The sequence below is a fragment of the Bradyrhizobium sp. WSM1417 genome (genome assembly GCF_000515415.1).
Taxonomy (GTDB): domain Bacteria; phylum Pseudomonadota; class Alphaproteobacteria; order Rhizobiales; family Xanthobacteraceae; genus Bradyrhizobium.
Genome location: NZ_KI911783.1, coordinates 2,422,676 through 2,439,348, shown reverse-complemented (window position 1 = coordinate 2,439,348; position 16,673 = coordinate 2,422,676). Strand labels below are relative to the sequence as shown.

The 16,673-nt window shown below is 58.3% G+C and carries 6 protein-coding genes and 1 other annotated feature; of the genes, 2 read left to right on the top strand and 4 right to left on the bottom strand.

Annotated elements, in window-relative coordinates; all coding sequences use genetic code 11:
* Nucleotides 1-173 precede the first annotated feature (173 nt).
* Entirely contained in the window at nucleotides 174-1,319 is a 1,146-nt protein-coding gene (locus BRA1417_RS0111595) for an IS630 family transposase (RefSeq protein ID WP_027515928.1), read from the bottom strand.
* 1,045 nt (nucleotides 1,320-2,364) lie between these two features.
* On the opposite strand from BRA1417_RS0111595, the gene BRA1417_RS0111585 reads away from it, so the two are divergent.
* Nucleotides 2,365-3,596 (top strand): IS3 family transposase gene (locus BRA1417_RS0111585; RefSeq protein WP_156948685.1). Its coding sequence is split into 2 segments (ribosomal slippage): nucleotides 2,365-2,656 and nucleotides 2,656-3,596, totalling 1,233 coding nucleotides; the frame shifts between segments, so codons are not numbered across the junction.
* Nucleotides 2,649-2,765, top strand: a sequence feature (AL1L pseudoknot). It overlaps the preceding gene by 117 nt.
* 636 nt (nucleotides 3,597-4,232) lie before the next feature.
* Nucleotides 4,233-5,567, top strand: a complete 1,335-nt coding sequence (gene hemN / locus BRA1417_RS0111580) for an oxygen-independent coproporphyrinogen III oxidase (protein WP_027515926.1) — start codon at nucleotides 4,233-4,235, stop codon at nucleotides 5,565-5,567.
* Between the two features lie 1,076 nt (nucleotides 5,568-6,643).
* Here hemN and BRA1417_RS0111570 read toward each other — a convergent pair.
* From BRA1417_RS0111570 to BRA1417_RS0111550, 3 genes are all read right to left on the bottom strand, one after another.
* Nucleotides 6,644-7,573: a TauD/TfdA family dioxygenase gene (locus BRA1417_RS0111570; RefSeq protein WP_027515925.1), complete on the bottom strand. Its 930-nt coding sequence runs from the start codon at nucleotides 7,571-7,573 to the stop codon at nucleotides 6,644-6,646.
* Between the two features lie 430 nt (nucleotides 7,574-8,003).
* Complete coding sequence (locus BRA1417_RS40135) at nucleotides 8,004-9,263, bottom strand: polysaccharide lyase family 1 protein (protein WP_051448320.1); 1,260 nt, start codon at nucleotides 9,261-9,263, stop codon at nucleotides 8,004-8,006.
* A gap of 937 nt (nucleotides 9,264-10,200) precedes the next feature.
* A complete protein-coding gene (locus BRA1417_RS0111550) occupies nucleotides 10,201-15,762 on the bottom strand; it encodes an AAA family ATPase (protein WP_084462198.1) in 5,562 nt (1,853 codons plus the stop codon).
* Between the last annotated feature and the right edge of the window lie 911 nt (nucleotides 15,763-16,673).

The following is a 16,673-nucleotide window of genomic DNA, read 5'->3' as shown; positions in this document are numbered from 1 at the left end:
ATCTGTCAGGCGCCGCGATATTCCGGGCCTGGCTCCGTACTTGGTTTACTCGGACGACGCGCGCATTGCGGCTATCGGCCGAACACCGGGAGGGCTCAATCGTAGGTCAAGTCATCCAATCTCAAGAGGCTGGATGCACGAACTAGTTCAGCGTTTTCTTGGTTCGAATCATATCAGGCGGCGTCGGCGAGTTTGTAGGACCAGTTGTGGATGACCGGATGGCGATTGACGTCGTCGATGCCAGCCATGATGCGCTCCTTGAGTTCGTGTTTTGAGGCCACCCGGATATGGCGCAGGACTGAACGGGCGAACTTGGAGAAGAACCCCTCGATGAGATTGAGCCACGAGCCGTGCTTGGGGGTGAAGGTGAGTTCGAAGCGTCCAACCGGTCGAGTGGCGAGCCAGGTTCTGGTTTCTCTCGATATGTGCGCGGAATGATTGTCGAGAATCAATTTGATCGCAGTGTTGGGCGGATAGGCGGCATCGACAAGCCTGAGGAACTCGATGAACTCTCGACTGCGGTGGCGGTCTTTGACAAGGGCGTGGACCTTGCCAGTCAGCAGATCAATCCCAGCCAACAAGCTGAGCGTGCCATGGCGCTTGTATTCATGATCGCGCGCAAAGGTGGCGTGGACGCCAGGCTTGGGCGGCAAATCCGGCGCTGTCGTTGCGATGGCCTGGATTCCCGGCTTCTCGTCGCAGGAGACGACCGTCACCGGCTTTGCCCGTCGCTTTCCCTTGGCAGAGGCTCTCTTCAGGACTTGGACTTCACGATAGACGCACAGGACCTCCGCCATCTTCTGTTCGAACTCGGCGTCGCGATTTTCAAGGTAGTAGCTCACCTTGTGCGGCTTGATTTCCTCTTGGCCGAGGATCTTGCACACTGTTCCCTGGACCAAATTAGCCAAACACGCATGCCCTGCCACCGGCCCCTGTTCGCGCGCATGGCGCGCCAAGAGCCGCGTCGTCCACAACTCATGCGGATAGCCATGGTCTTTGGCCTTGTCACACGCCAGCGACACCAGCCAGGCTTTGGCCTCAGGCGTGATCGTTGGCTCCTTGCCTGGTCGCGGACGATCATCGAGCGCCACCAGCGGGCCATCGGCCAGTGCCCGCTCGACACAGCGCTGCACCGTCTGATGATGGACCCCAAGTCTTTGGCCCACCGCGCAGAACGAAGGATTTTCCCGATACGCCAGCAGCATCTGGGCCCGCGATACCCGGCTCGCCAGCTCAGTTCTCGACCGCGAAAGAGCCGCCAAGGTCGACAGCTCTTCATCACTCATTGCCAATTCGACCGCTCGCCGCCATCCTGCCATGATACAGCTCCTCGTTTCGCCGACCGCAAACGAGGAATCCGCCAACAGTCCGTCCGTTCCACCAATTCAACCCGCTCCACGGCGCAGGTTTCATGGAATCGGTCGTCTAGAAGGAAAGGCGTTCTGGTTATTGAGCCTCGTTTTCGGCTATGCGTTTTCAGGAATGCGCCCGTGCTGATTTGCGCCAGTGTTTGGAATACTCGGCACGGGCCGACGAACTGCACGAGCTCAGGTGAAGCTGGTTGACCATCAGCCAGCTCCAACATCTGCTACCGACATGTGGAGAGCTGGACTGGGATTGAACGCGCGGGAAATCATCGAGGTTCGTCCGTGCGCGGGGGCGAGACCAGTGGCGCCCCTCCGACCGAGGTCGGCCCTTGTGGTTTTAACGGAGGCGCGAGTTTCCTCACCGGCTTTGGATCGGCTTGAGCTGACGGCGGAGAGGGAACGGAAGGACGTGAAGCGGTGAGTACCAGATTCGGCAACGAATCGATTCGTGAGGTCAGCGCTGCAATTTGATCGGAAATTTGTTTTAGGTCAGCCAGCTGTGCAGTGATGCTGCGGTTGAGCTCCGCTATTCCATCGCTCGCCTTCTGTTCTCCCGATATAACGTCCGCTAGAACCGCCCTATCGTCGGGCGACATGCTTAACGTTGGAGCGCCATCACGAACTGCCAAGCTCTCGAGATATTGTCTGACGTCGGTCAACATGTAGACTCCTGCAGTGCACAGACACACGAAGACGACCACCACCCACCCAAGGTGCCTTGACGATCTGTGCAAAATCGGCGGCAACTCTGAAGCGGCCGGCTGTTCAATTGCATCCATCACTTCTCGCTCGCCTACCCGGTTCATTAGCTTTTCCACTCCACTCGCGAACACATTAACGCCAACAGCCGTGGTGCTGCCCGGCGATCGCCAATACGCTGTCCTCACTCATATAGATCGTTTGGTCTTACCTCCTATGCGGCTGAGCGAACCACTCGACGCCAGACTTGAACCGCCCCGGGTTTGCCGGAGGCTCCAACTCCTGAGAGGATGGAGCCATGACAAGCAAGACGACGAACAAGTTTTCGCCTGAGGTCCGGGACCGTGCGGTTCGGATGGTTCTGGATCACGCCGGCGAGCACCCGTCGCGCTGGGCTGCAGTGACATCAATTGCTGCCAAGATCGGCTGCACACCGCAGACGCTGCATGACTGGGTCAAGAAGGCCGAGATCGACAGCGGGCAGCGAGCCGGCGTTCCGACCGACATGGCCGAGAAGCTGAAGGCCCTGGAACGGGAGAACCGTGAGCTTCGACAGGCCAACGAGATCTTGCGCAAGGCGAGCGCTTATTTTGCGATGGCGGAGCTCGACCGCCGGTCCAAGCCATGATCGCCTTCATCGACGATCATCGTGGGGCGCATGGGGTCGAGCCGATCTGCAAGGTCTTGCCGATTGCCCCCTCGACCTACCACGCCCATGTGGCAAAGCGGCGCGATCCGGCCAAGCTGTCGGCGCGCGGCAGGCAGGATGCCAGGCTGAAGATCGAGGTCCGGCGCGTCTTCGACGAGAACTTCCGGGTCTACGGCGTGCGCAAGGTCTGGCGCCAGCTCAAGCGCGAAGGCTTCGATGTTGCCCGTTGCACGGTGTCGCGACTGATGCGGGACATGGGTTTGCAAGGGGTCATCCGCGGCAAACCCGTCAAGACCACGATCAGCGACAAGGCTGCGCCATGCCCGCTGGATCACGTCAACCGCCAGTTCAAGGCGCCAAGGCCGAATGTCCTGTGGCTGTCCGACTTCACCTATGTCGCGACCTGGACCGGATTTGTCTACGTCGCCTTCGTGATCGACGCCTATGCCCGCAGGATCGTGGGCTGGCGGGCCTCTCGCACAGCGCACGCCAGCTTCGTGCTGGATGCGCTGGAACAGGCTCTGCACGATCGACGGCCGGTTCATCGTGGCGGGCTCGTTCACCACAGCGACAGGGGCAGCCAATACGTATCCATTAAGTACACCGAGCGCCTGGCTGAAGCAGGTATAGAACCTTCCGTCGGCAGCGTTGGAGATTCCTATGACAACGCTCTCGCCGAAACGATCAACGGCCTTTACAAAGCAGAGGTGATCCATCGGCGTGGACCATGGCGCAGCTTCGAGGCCGTAGAGTTCGCGACCCTGGAATGGGTGGACTGGTTCAACAATCGACGGCTCATGGAGCCCATCGGCAACATCCCGCCTGCCGAAGCCGAGCAACGCTACTACGCCATGCTGGAACAACCCGCCATGGCGGCATAACTTAAACCAAATGGCCTCCGGCAAACCCGGGGCGGTTCAGACTCGTTGCACGCGGCGCTCCTACATCATAGCGTGCGCACAAAGCAATAGTTGTCGTGTTGATCGGAGGCGGAGCATTTTGGCGCAATCTACCCCGAAGATCCCTCTATCCATTTATGCGCCCCGTGCCGGAATCGCGTGGGCCGCAACGATAAGCAACGTTTCGCTCCTAGTCCCGGTTCGGCGACATTTCCGCTGAGCAATGGGCGCATGAAGGGGCTTCTCAACTCCGCGGGACCCAAGAACGAGGCCGTCCGACTGTGCTCGCATTGGCGAAGTTCGACCTGCGTACCTGGGCGGCCCCGAACCGGCGCAAGATCCCTTGGTCCATGGAGAATACGCTACGCAGAGGTCAACTACCAACCTTGTCAGTTGATGACGATTACGGCGTAATGAATTTTGGTCAATGAACCTCGCACGAGTCAGATCGGGAGGCAGTTCGAGTTCTAGCAGCGTCCAACAGCGTGTTTCGTCAGCAGATCGGCCTCACGCAAGCTCCCAATTGCCTAGCGACACTCCGGAGTACCGTCGGCAAACAAAGGAATGAAAAAGAACTCGCTTGCGACCACAAACTTCGTAAACACGGGATAACAATCATTGCAGACCTCAATTCTGGAAAAGTACTGCGATGCTCGCCTTCCTTGGTACACCATCTATCCGACTGTAGCCCAGTTCTCCACAGTGGTCGGCGCCGAAGCCTCTGAGAAATGGCTGCAGCGCCTGCCGGTTAATGACTCGGTGTCGCTCTATTTCCACATTCCTTTCTGTCGATCCATTTGCTGGTATTGCGGCTTCGCTCGAAGCATCACTCGCCGGGATTCACCCATTCTAGAGTTTTTGGCGGATCTTCGTAGGGAGATCGATTTGGTCGCGGCGCAGGTACCGCAACCGCTGCCTGTCAGCGACGTGCACTTCGGCGGTGGAACGCCGACCCTTATCCAGGCAGCGGAGTTCCGGCGGCTGATGGACTTTCTGCGCCGCCGCTTTGCGCTTTCGAAAACGGCCAACATTGCTGTTGAGATCGACCCGCGCACGTTCACGCTCGCCACATCCGAAGGGTTAGCAGCTGCCGGCGTGAACCGCGCAAGCCTCGGCGTCCAGAGCTTCGATCCAATTGTTCAAAAGGCCATCAACCGCGTCCAGAGTGAGGCACAAACAGAGCGCACTGTCGAAACCCTGCGGCAGCAGGGAATAATCCGCATCAACTTCGACCTCATCTACGGTCTGCCAAATCAGACGGTGCAGTCCTGCGTTCAGACCGTGACTACCGCGGTGGCAATGCGACCAGACCGGCTTGCGGTATTTGGCTACGCGCACGTTCCTTCCTTTAAGAAGAATCAGCGCCTGATCGACGAGGCAGCGCTGCCAGACAGCCCTGCCCGTGCAGAACAGGCTGCCGCGATGGCCAATACACTGATTGCAGCGGGCTACCGGCAAATCGGGCTCGACCATTTCGCGTTGCCGGGCGATGAGCTCGCGGTGGCGCAGAACACCGGTCGCCTGCGACGGAACTCACTCGGTTACTCGGCCAACACCTGCAATAAAGTGATAGGCTTCGGGCCATCGGCCGTCGGTCGGCTTGGCGACGGTTACGTCCAGAACGAAGTTACAGCGGGTTCCTACAGCGACCAAATCAAAGCCGGCCGTCTGGCGACTTCAAAGGGCTACTGTCTCAGCCTCGAAGACCGCGTCCGGGCCGCGATCATCGAGCGACTAATGTGCGATTTCGAGGTCGACGTACCGGCAATTTGCGGTCCTCATGGATTTGACCCGGCGTCCTTCCTCGGTTCAGGCGAACGCTTGGCAATGCTCGCTGAGGATGGGATCGTGCAAATGGAAAGGGGATTTATCCGCGTGAGGCCGGAGCATCGTTTTCTAACTCGTGCTGTGGCAGCCGCATTCGATGCTTATCTTGGCACGCCGCCCTGTTAAAGACCAGCCAAGGAGCGATGATCGGATGAAACGCGTTACCTTTCGCTGCACGCGCCAGGAAGCCCGGCGAACGAGTTTCGCTCGCCTGGTACAGTCACAAACCAAATCGGTAAAAAACGCCGTGGGCAGCTGTGCGACGAGAGCCGCCCGGGCCGTAGCCGCGAAGACATGGACGCATTGCTGGTAGGAATTTGACGTCCCCGACGGCAACGCGGCATGACCGCGAACCTGGACAACGTTCATGACGTCACCAACATTGCCGTGTGACCGCGGACCTCCACCACGAGGACGACTGGCTGCGGGACGTCACCAACGAAATGGAGATGGAGGACGGCTCATCGCGGCCTTTAGCGTGGGGGAAGATGGCATCTCGGCGTTCAGTGACTTCGGTATCGAAAACCTGATCAAGCTCGTCGGGATGTACAAAGATCTCTGACCTGTCTCAAGCGCTAGCAGCCAGACATACTCCATCAGCGCGCCGTCTACGCTGGATGCGTACTCCGAGTAAACCGTGGCGATTCGTCGTGATGACACGACGGTCCCTATCGATGTGCATGATCGCCGCTAGACCGAAACGCTACGGGCTGCGGCGTGCAATTCAGAGCAGCAACTCGTCCACGCCATGAGCTAGACCACGGAGCACAAAACGACCAGCGCCGGCGCGACACGGGCGAACGATAATCGAGTAGCACAGTTAGGACCAGATCCGGCGTGATCACGACCAAAAAAGATAGTTCGCTGGAAGAGCTTCGCGCAACCTGGATCGAAGCGACGATTTCCTGAATTTCACCCGTCGACGTTACCCATACCGGTCCTCCGTGAAGGCTGGGAGGGCCTCGCGCCGAGCGGCACAATACCTGCGACTCGCGCAGCAACAGCAGACCTCCCGCCCGGTCAACTACCAAACCTAGCAATTGATGGAGATGACGGATACATGCCAATCAGTGACATACGCGTTAGCCCCTCCCATCCAGTTGCGCGTGGCGTTCTGCTCAGTGAACTTCGCTTCGGAAACAGTCTATTCGCGCGAACATGCGATAAGAGCAGTGCATTGCCGGTAAGTTCGCCGAGCCATGCTAGGCAACCTTCGTGGAGGGGGGCTTCGTCGTCTTAAGGCGCGTTACACTGCATCGGCCGTCAATGCTGACGGGCGCGTCACCATCGATTGTGGCACGGTGAACGACGCGATGCTGGTCACCGTAATCGTTGACGGCATAATGCAGCGTTGCGCGGTTATCCCAAATCGCGACATCGCCTTCTTTCCAGCTCCAGCGCACGGTATTTTCGGGCGCCGTGATATGGGATTGGAATAGATCGAACAGCCTCTGACCGTCGCGCTTTGGGATATCAATAAACCTTTGCACCACATCGCCGAGCACCAGCGCGCGCTCGCCGGTCTCGGGATGTACACGGACCACCGGATGCTCGGTCTCATAGATTGTTTTGGTAAAGACCTCATCAAAATGCTTCTGGTCGATTTCGCGAATACGGCAGGTCCCGGCGTAGTCGAAGGCGTTGCTGTGAACGGTCCAGAGTTCGTCGGCAAGCCGTTGGAGCGGCCGCGGCAGATCCAGATAGGCGGCCACCGCGTTCGACCAAATCGTATCGCCACCGAACGATGGGATCACAACGGCTCGCAGCACCGCAAGTTTGGGATAGGCCGCGAGAAACGTTCCATCGGCGTGCCATACATCAGCCCGACTACCTCCGCGCGCGGAATCAAGCTCGATGATCGAGGTCGTTCCATTGATGGTACCGAGCATCGGATGCGGCACCAGCCTACCCAAACAAGCAGCAAAGCGCTCCTGCTCCGCGTCATCAAGATGCCCCTGATCGCGGAAGAAGATCACCTTGTGTTCGAGAAGTAAGCTGTTGATCACAGCGATCGTTTGGTTCGGCAAATCACCCGATAGCTTTATACTTCTGATTTCAACACCGATGCGCGCAGCGCGTTTGACGAGGTCTGTCGGTGAAATGACGCTCTCGGTCGAAGCCGTTTCTTTCATTGCGAACTCTTCCAAGTTTTCGGATTCTTTAGGAGGCGCATGGCAGTTCGGTCACTCGGTTTGGAAGGCGGACCTCGCGCTACTGGTACTGTCCAGCAAGCACCGTGCCAGCCGGAAAACGGAGCCGTGAAGGTCCGTCAGATCGCGGATCGGATGATAATTCGAACCGTTCCAAGGAGCTCCATGCCAGCTCTCATCTTCTTGCCAATCCCAAAACCGCAAAAAGACACACATAAAACTCCGAGACGAGCGCCTCGATCATCGGCGAAAGACATAGGGCGCACAATCGCTAGGAATTACCCGTCGGCATCGAAGAAAACGGTTATACGGTCCTCCTGCAACGTGGCAGCGAGCTTGAGCGGCGTTCTCTTCGGTGCGGCAACTGTATGCGGCAAGGACCCAGTCTGGAGCCGGCTCTGCGAGCTAGCCATCACCGGCTTTCGAGGTGTCCGGGACCTGCCCTGGCCGTGATCACTGCCGGAACATTATCCACCCGAAATGGAAGAGGAATAGATCGCCTGGGAAGAGTTCCAAACGACCGAATTACGGTTTCATCCAGGCGAAAGCCATTGATCTGCGGCGCTGGGGTCGCGATGTTCTCGATGCACCGGCGTCCGAGCACGGCAAGGCAGCTTTTCTGCACCGTTCTGCTGGCTTTGCCTAAGAAACCGAAGATATGTCCGCTACCAGCCTTGATAGGTGTTTCAATGTTGTCAAAGTAATTGCCCTCGATCAGTGCTTGCACAGAGGGTCCAGCATCCAGTGCATGGAAGAATCCGCCGCTCTGTTGCGCGTTCGTGTTGTGGAAATAATTGTTGACGAGATGAACAATGGCCTGCGCTCCGTCAACGTGCGGTGCCCGCCCCGAGATCTGATGGAAATAGTTGTTTGCGATGGTGATCGTCTGGGGGCCACCAAGAAACAAAAGATTCCAATAATGCTCTCCGTTACAATAGGAGGAATACGTATCGCTGCCATCGAAGTCGTTCCAGGAAATCGTAATATTTGTCGTAGGGCCAAAGCCGCCGGCGATCATCTGCCGCCCGATGTTGTGAAATCGGTTGTGATCAATCCAAACCAAGTCGGCTCGTGCAATTGCAATACCATCGCCTGCAAATATCACGCCTTCATTGATATCACTGATGGTCAGGTTGCGAATAACGATGTTGCTGACCCCATTCAGGCGCAGCCCCTTGCCTTTGATTGTAGCGCTCGGGCCAACGCCGATCACTGTCTTGTTTGAGCCAATTTCCAACGGGCGCTTGCCGGCGCGGTCGAAGCCAACCAACGTGTTCTCCTTCCCATTGCAATGCGCGTCGTTGCCATCCAGCAGGAGAAGGGATTCACGCTTGTAAGGGGCGGAGCAAGCATTGCCGTATTGGCAACCCTGCCCCTCGCCTCGCCCTTCCGTTCCAGTAAAGTCTATGGTGCCGATTACCTGGATCTCGCGCGGACTATTGTCATTGCAGTGCCCGAATGCGTACGATCGACACAACTCATAATTCAGAGCTTCGATTGATCTGACCTGGACCACCTCGCCTCCAAGGCCGCCTGTCGCTTGAGCGCCGAAGCCCTTCGGGGCTTCCGATCGCGCATTGTTCGATCCGAGCAAGGAAAAAGCGCCGAGGACGACAGCAAGTCCGCCAAGCACGCGGAATGAGCGCTTGATGTGCTTCATCGCCTCCTTCAAGCGCACATCCTCTCTCTCGTACCCGGAAACTCCGCACGAGGACTTGAACGCTCGAACTCAGATCCTGAACTGCAATAGGCCATCGGCACGCCGCTCGCTAACGCCACTAGACCCTCCCAATAAGGCAGATTGGAATATCGGAACCATCCTACGCAGCAGCCGCAGTGTACAACCGCATGCTCAGTACAGCCGCCGTGGATCTGGGTAGCTTAGGAGCAATCGCACCCGATGAACATGCTTTAACAACCCCTTCAGAATGAAAGCAAGATCCCCGGCTCACCGAATCGCGCGGCCAACGTCTTGTTTCAGATCGACCGTTGTCCTGGTGTCGGCGACATAGAATGTTTAGGCGCAGGAACGATTTTCCCGCAGTTCAAAGCAGATGCCGCCCGACGATGAAGGAAGCGAGATGGTGCACCCAGTCACCACCGACCTGCGACTCGCGGCGGGGCGAGTTGATGCGGCAGGGCTCAGCCGTCCCACTCATGGCCGTCAGGTGAAGCGGCTCATGTGCCTGGGCCATCGCCATAAGAGCCGAGTTCGCCTGCAAGCGCCTCGCGGTGGGCAACGGTGGCCCACCTTGCGCAAAACGCGCTCTCGCACCCGCACGTTCGAAGCATCATGGGTTTGCTGTCCGCAGGGGCCTAGCGCGCGAGAAACGAACGACCCACCAAGATTGGCAGTTTCTGCGATCCAGCAAGAGGCGTTTGCCGGTCAAAGGATGAGTCGCCCGGGCTTCTGTCGGGCTACGGGGGAGCTCCGCCGAGGTACACGCCGCCCCCTTCCAAGTTGTCAATGGGCCCGACCTTGATCGGACGATGCGGGAGGCTCGCTCGGCGACACTGATCACGGCTACTCACGGTCATCCCGCTCGCTCCTGTCACCATGATAAGGTTCGCGGCACGCCTGCTCGAGATCGAAATCGAACCTGAGACGTTCAACGGGCCTGTTCCGCCCGATCCACGCCCTCCGGCGCAACGGGCATGCTGAACTGAAAGATCGCCCCGCGAGGATCGTTGGCGCGGGCCCACATCCGGCCCCCGTGCGCCTCAACAATAGAATGGCAAATAGCCAGCCCCATGCCCATGCCTTCGGATTTCGTGGTGTAAAAAGCGTCGAATACGCGGTCGGCGCAGTTGGGATCGAGTCCCGGACCGGTATCTCGAAAACTGACCAATACGTTGTCCAAGCCGCCCGTCCGCGCGCTGATCAGCAATTCGCGGTCACCTTCCTTGATTTCGCTCATGGCCTCGATAGCGTTCGTGATCAAATTGAGAATCACCTGCCGGATCTGAACGCGATCTGCTCGAACAAGCGGCAAAGCCTCAGGCACTCGGGTTTGCACCCACACATCATTTTTTGCGAGTTCCGCGCGAACTAGGGCCAGCACCTCTAAGATCAATTCGTCAATAGCAAGAAGCTCGGTTTGCATCGGAGCCTTGTTCATGAGAGCGCGGATCCGGCGGATCACGTTCCCCGCGCGCATACTGTCACGGACAATCAAACCAAAGGTTTGCCGAACTTCTTCCAGATTCGGCGGCTGAGCACCGAGCCAATTTAGTCCTGCCCCTGCATTACTGCTGATCGCCGCAATCGGCTGGTTGACCTCATGCGCGATTGAGGCTGCCAGCTGTCCCATTGTCGTAATCCGATTCGCGTGTGCAAGGCCCATCAGAGTCTCGCGATAACGCCGTTCGCTTTCACGGGCTTCCGCTTCCACTCTCTTTCGCTCTGTCAGGTCGAGGACGAAGCCAACACCTTGGTCCTGTCGCTCATCGAATACGGCGATGCCAATTAGCACCGGCACGCGGCTGCCATCCTTCCGAACATACTCTTTCTCGAACTGCTGAACAGCTCCGGTCCTTTTTGCTTCTGCCCGAGCATCCATTGTGCGCTCGTGCCATTCTGGAGGCGTCAGGTCGAGACCGTTCACTCGACCTGCGACAAGATCCTCTTGGTCGTATCCAACCATCGTGAGGAAGGCTTGATTTGCCTCGATGATCTCGCCCCCTTCGCGGATGATAAAGATTCCGATGATGTTAGTGTCGAGTAAGCGCCGGATTTTCGCCTCCCGTTGCTGCACTTCGCTGTACAACCGGCTGTTTTCCAGCGCTGTTGCAGCTTGAGAGGCAAGCATTTTCAGGACGGAGTTGCGGGCAGGCGAGAATATGCCCGGCGCGAGGTTATTTTCCAGATAAAGTACGCCGATCAGCTTGCCCTGCGTGATCAGTGGCAGGCAGAGAATAGAGCGCGCTTTGCGCTCGTGGATATACGGATCATCCGCAAATGAACTCTGAGCGGCAGCATCTTCGAGAATGACGTTTTCGCGGACACGTAGGACGAAATGCAGCACCGTCTCGGGAAGAAGCGACGGGACCACGGCCTGTTCAAGTACCCGTACAACGACGGCATCAGCGACAGTTGCGGCTTCCGCCTCGATCCGTGGCTCGCCTTCATGCAGCAGAATCAACAAACCACGTTCGGCGCCGGCCTGCTCAATGGCAGTCCGCATAAGCGTCTTGATCAGCCTTTCGAGCACGATCTCGCCGGAAATCGCCTGCGACACTTTTGTTACCGTCGCGAGATCAAGATGCTCAGCCGGAGCTCCGATCCTCATGCCGTTCACGGCAAGCGTGATCTCCTCGCGGCTGAGATCAGGATGGAGCTCGTCGAGCTGACGCACTTTACCATCTGCTCCCCAACGAAGGTAACCGCGCCGCGCGTCACGCAGGTAAATCCGGGAGATTCTTTCAAAACCGCGCGCAGCATAAAAGCGCGCTGCAAGCTCGCAAGCAATCCCCTCGTGGTGGGGGAAACCGTTACGTGCTGCAGTCTGGATTGAGTGTTCGTACAGTCGCATTGCATCGGCATCCCGGTGTTCCAGCCTTGCAATTTCAGCGCCGACCAAGGCGGCCCGATTCTCAAAATTTTCGGGGCAATTCGTCGCCCAAATCTGCAACTGTCTGTAGTGGGCATCAATCAGCTCTCGATGTTGCTGCTGCTCGCTTTCACCTAGCCTGTCGCAATAACATGAGTGAGACAGGGCACCATAGAAGTGAAACTCGGCGGTCAAGGGCTCTGTCGGTATGGTCCATAATCGCGGCTCGGCGTTCGAGCGAGCACCAACAGCCGCAGCATAATCGCCGGCTAGGAACCTCGCTTGAAGTTTGCGGATCCAATACACGGCCTTGCTAGGTGACAGCTCCGGACTTAGTTCCAAGGATCGCTCGACGTGCAGCTCGTCAAATTGCTGATCATCGAAGCAACCGAATGAGCGCGTGAGGCCGCGCATTGTTCTGATAATTGCGAGCTGTGCAGCGGCGGCATCAGCAGCAAATTGAACCTTTCTATTCCCTGTCGTAGCAAGGCTTTTCTCGATCTCGTTCTGCACCTCCTTTAGGGGGTCTCCCGCCATAATCATATTTGAGGTTAGATGAAGCAAGCTGTACGCCTCATAGATGACATCGCCGATGCTGACCGCAGCTTCGAGCGCTCGGCCAATCAACACTCGACCATCTCTTAGAGGCTGCGTCCACGGGATCACGTTGCATCCGACGGCCAAATAAACCGGAGCCCGAAAACGAGATAACTCACCGCGATCAACCAGATCGCAAGCAAGACGACCAAATTTATCAGCCGCGTGGTAGTCGCCGAAGCGTCCCGCCGAGATTCGGCCTAACCATGCGTAATGGGCGCAGGAAGCGTCGGTGTTGCCGTATTCGAGGCTGATGCTGACAGCTCTGCAGATGACCAAAACGGATAGATTGACGTCCGTGAATCCCGCGGCCGGAAGAATACGCGTCAACACGGCAACCGTGGCAAGCGAGCTCTGGTCTGTCATTCCGGGCAAACCAGCAAGATCCTCGATCGCGTCTGGCAGCTGTGACCACATCCGCTGATATTCGGCGAGTGTTTCCTTGTCCTTCGGATGCTGCGACCAATCGATCCCGACGTCCTGAAGATATTCGAGACCTATGGCCACTGCCCGGCCGTGCTGACCGAGCGTCAGGTAAAGATCGACCCGCAAACATGCGACAGTTGCTCGTTGAAGCGCGTTCAAAGCGCGCTTCGACAGCGCGGAAAGGAGGCTCTCCGCAATGTCAATCCGCCCTACCAAGAATTCGCATTCGGCCCGGCTGGTCTCCAGTGCGAACGCGAGTTCGTGGCGGCTTTGCCAAGCATCCTGCGCGAGCAGGGCCGCACCGACCGTGAAATATGCGAGTGCCGAGGCATAGGCGGCCGACGCCCTGGCACGCTGCCCTGCGGTCAAATTCAGCTCGGCGAGCTGCTCTCGCTCCTGACCGGAGGCGATTAGCGCGACACCTCGATTAAGTTGACTGACAACATCGAAGATAGCCTCTTCGCGCTTGGGCGCAGGGACGTGTGCCGCAAGCATCCGACCGATGCGCAAATGGGCAGGAGCGCGCGAAGATTCCGACACCAGCGAGTAGGCCGCCTCTTGAACGCGGTCGTGGACGAACCGATAGGCCGTTCCATGGCGCGCAATCAGCTCCTGCCGGATAGCGGGCCACAGCCTCGCATGCACCTTCTCGCGTGAGGTTTCGAGCACGACCGCAAGCTCCGTCGTCCCGGCGATGTTGCCGAAGCAGGCCAGCTGTCGCAGCGCGTCCTGCGTTTCCTCGGGCAGCCGGATGAGCTTGCCTAGCAGAAGATCGACGACGTTTTCGGTGTATGCTTTTGCGTAAATCCGCTCGAGATCCCAGCGCCAGCGTGCCAGCTCGTGATCGAACGTCAGCAGCTGCTCTTCGGCCAGTTCAGACAGGAATTGAATGGTGAAGAACGGATTACCCATCGTCTTCTGATGCACCAACGTTGCAAGCGGGACAGCGCGTTTTGGTGCGCAGCGAAGGGTATCCGCGACCAACTGTGCGACATGGTCTGCCGTGAGCGGCGACAGCGTGATCTCCTCTACATTTACGTCGGATCTCCTGATGGAGTCGAGCTTGCGTTTGAGTGGATGGCCTGCATCAACTTCGTTGCTGCGGTACGCTCCAATAATCAGCAGGTGCAGGTCCGACTGGGTCAGAAGATCCTCGATCAGGTCGAGGGTTGCGGCATCGTGCCACTGTAAATCGTCGAGAAAGAGCACCAATGGATGGGTTCGCCGGGCGAACACACCGATAAAACGGCGAAGCACCAGTTGGAAACGAGTTTGCGCTGGCCGGGCTGGAAGCTCAGCAGGCGCGGGCTGCTCGCCAATGATCAGGCTCAGATCGGGTATCAATTCGATCAATAGCCGTCCATTCGCGCCGAGCGCCTCCCGGAGCGCTTGCCGCCAAACCGCGAGTTCGCCCTCACTTTTGCTGAGAAGAGAACGGACAAGACTCTGAAAGCTCTGCACGAGCGTCGCATAAGGAACATCGCGCTTCAGTTGCTCGAATTTGCCTGATGCCAACAGTCCGCGCGAGGGCACCAGCACTTTGTGTAGCTCTTGGACAAGCGAGGACTTACCAATGCCGGAGTGACCCGCAACCAGCACCAACCTCGGCGCGCCGCTCTTCGCCGCGCGATCGAAAGAGCCAAGCAAGGTCTCGATCTCGCGGGCTCTCCCATAGAGCTTCTCGGGGATGAGCAACCGATCAGGTGTGTCATCTGCGCCCAGCTCAAATGTATCGATGCGACCGTGGTTGGCCCAAGCCGCGACACAGTGTCGCAGATCGTGCTCAAGGCCAGCGGCAGTCTGGTAGCGTTCCTCGGCGGTTTTCGCGAGGAGTTTCATCACGATCCGAGAGATTGGCTCCGGGATGTCTCGCGATTTCTCGACAGGCGGTAGTGCATTTCTCGCGATGTGACAATGGATCCATTCCAAGGGATCTGCCCCCGTGAACGGCAGCGCGCCGGTCAGCATCTGATAGAATGTCACGCCAAGTGAATAGAGATCGCTGCGACAATCGACCGAGCGATTCATCCGTCCGGTCTGTTCGGGCGCCATGTAGGGCAACGTGCCGGCGATGAACTCGACAGGTTCGGGCGGCACGCGCTCGCGGGAAAGACGCGACGTCAGACCGAACCCAGTGAGTCGGACCTGTTCGTCAGGACAATTGACCAGAATGTGAGCGGGTTTCAGGTCCTTGTGGACCAAGCCTTGGCGGTGAAGCTTGCCCACGGCCGTCGTGATACCAACAGCGAGGCGCAAGAAGCGCTCGGGCTCCATACGGAGTCCAAGTAGGTTTAGCAGCGGCTCGCCGGATGGATCCTGCAGGACCAGCATGGTCCGACCAGCTTCCCGGATCAGTTCCAACGGCCGCACCGCCCATGCCTCGTCGAGCTCCTCCCGCAGCCCACACTCGTGGGCGAGGCGGTCGAGCGTCGCTGGGTGTTCCGCGATCGGTCGGACCACAAGCACGACAGCCCTGCTGCCGTGCATCTGCTGGCGCCACGCACGGCAGAACGCGCAATCACCGTCCTCCCATAGGGGCTGGATGTCGCCGTCAAGATATGAACCGAACAAGGTTCGGCTGAGAGGCTCCCGCGGCATTTGCCCGCCCAAACTAAGAACACGCGAGCCAAAATGTGACACATAAGGGGCGCGATTGTGAAGGGACTTCGCAGAAAGCGGGCACAGGTCCCGAACAACGTCGCCAAGGAGTAGACGGCGATCAGCGAAATACGAGCGACGCATGCACCTTCTCAGAGCCCGATCGTATCGATCGAGCGCAATCGGGCGCGCGGGCTGGGCCCACACGGACCGGCGGCGGCTCGCCCCGTGCGCAGCGTGTCGCCGCAGAAGGATTCGTTCATGATGGAGCGGCTCGGGGGTGTTACTCGAGCAGCGGTCCACGGCCGACCTGCAGCAGACCTGGGATAGCTGCCACGGCTCAATCAGGCATCGACATGTGAAGGCTGTTCGGTTGTCCATGTTCGGCGCGACGCGTGACGCCAGGCCACAACTGCCGCGGAGCGACGCGGTGCTATTTGCGCGATCGACCGTCATTCCCGCCCCATGGCGTCAAGGGCAGGGCCGTCATCAACTCTGAACCGCAGCATCAAGCGGTAGATCTGCGAGCCACGATGAGCGAAACCGTGCCGGTAGCTCTTCTCTGCACTCCGAGAGCAACTGCCTCGCGACAAGGCAGTTCCGATGCTGGTACCGTACAGGCCCTCACTCATCGGAATGTCAATCGCTGCCGGTTGCGGAAAGCGACATAGCCGGCCATCCGAAGCTGATAGCGAGAAAGTTCACGCTGCTTAAACCGGTGTTCAGGCGCCGCGTAAGCTATCCCAAAGGCGGTAAAAAGAATTGAAGGAAAATGAAGAAAAGCGGAACGCCTTCTCTTAGCCACGGGTGACAGCATTCATGGAATCCTTGCCAATACCGGGTCTGACTTTGCCAACTCGATAGAGCCAATGAGCCAACTCGACAGTCTAGACGACGTCGTACAACGTGAC

What these genes read in the sequence shown, in the direction of transcription:
- BRA1417_RS0111595 (WP_027515928.1), bottom strand. Translation starts at nt 1,319, where the DNA reads ATGGCAGGATGGCGGCGAGCGGTCGAATTGGCAATGAGTGATGAAGAG.
- BRA1417_RS0111570 (WP_027515925.1), bottom strand. Translation starts at nt 7,573, where the DNA reads ATGAAAGAAACGGCTTCGACCGAGAGCGTCATTTCACCGACAGACCTC.
- BRA1417_RS0111550 (WP_084462198.1), bottom strand. Translation starts at nt 15,762, where the DNA reads ATGCCGCGGGAGCCTCTCAGCCGAACCTTGTTCGGTTCATATCTTGAC.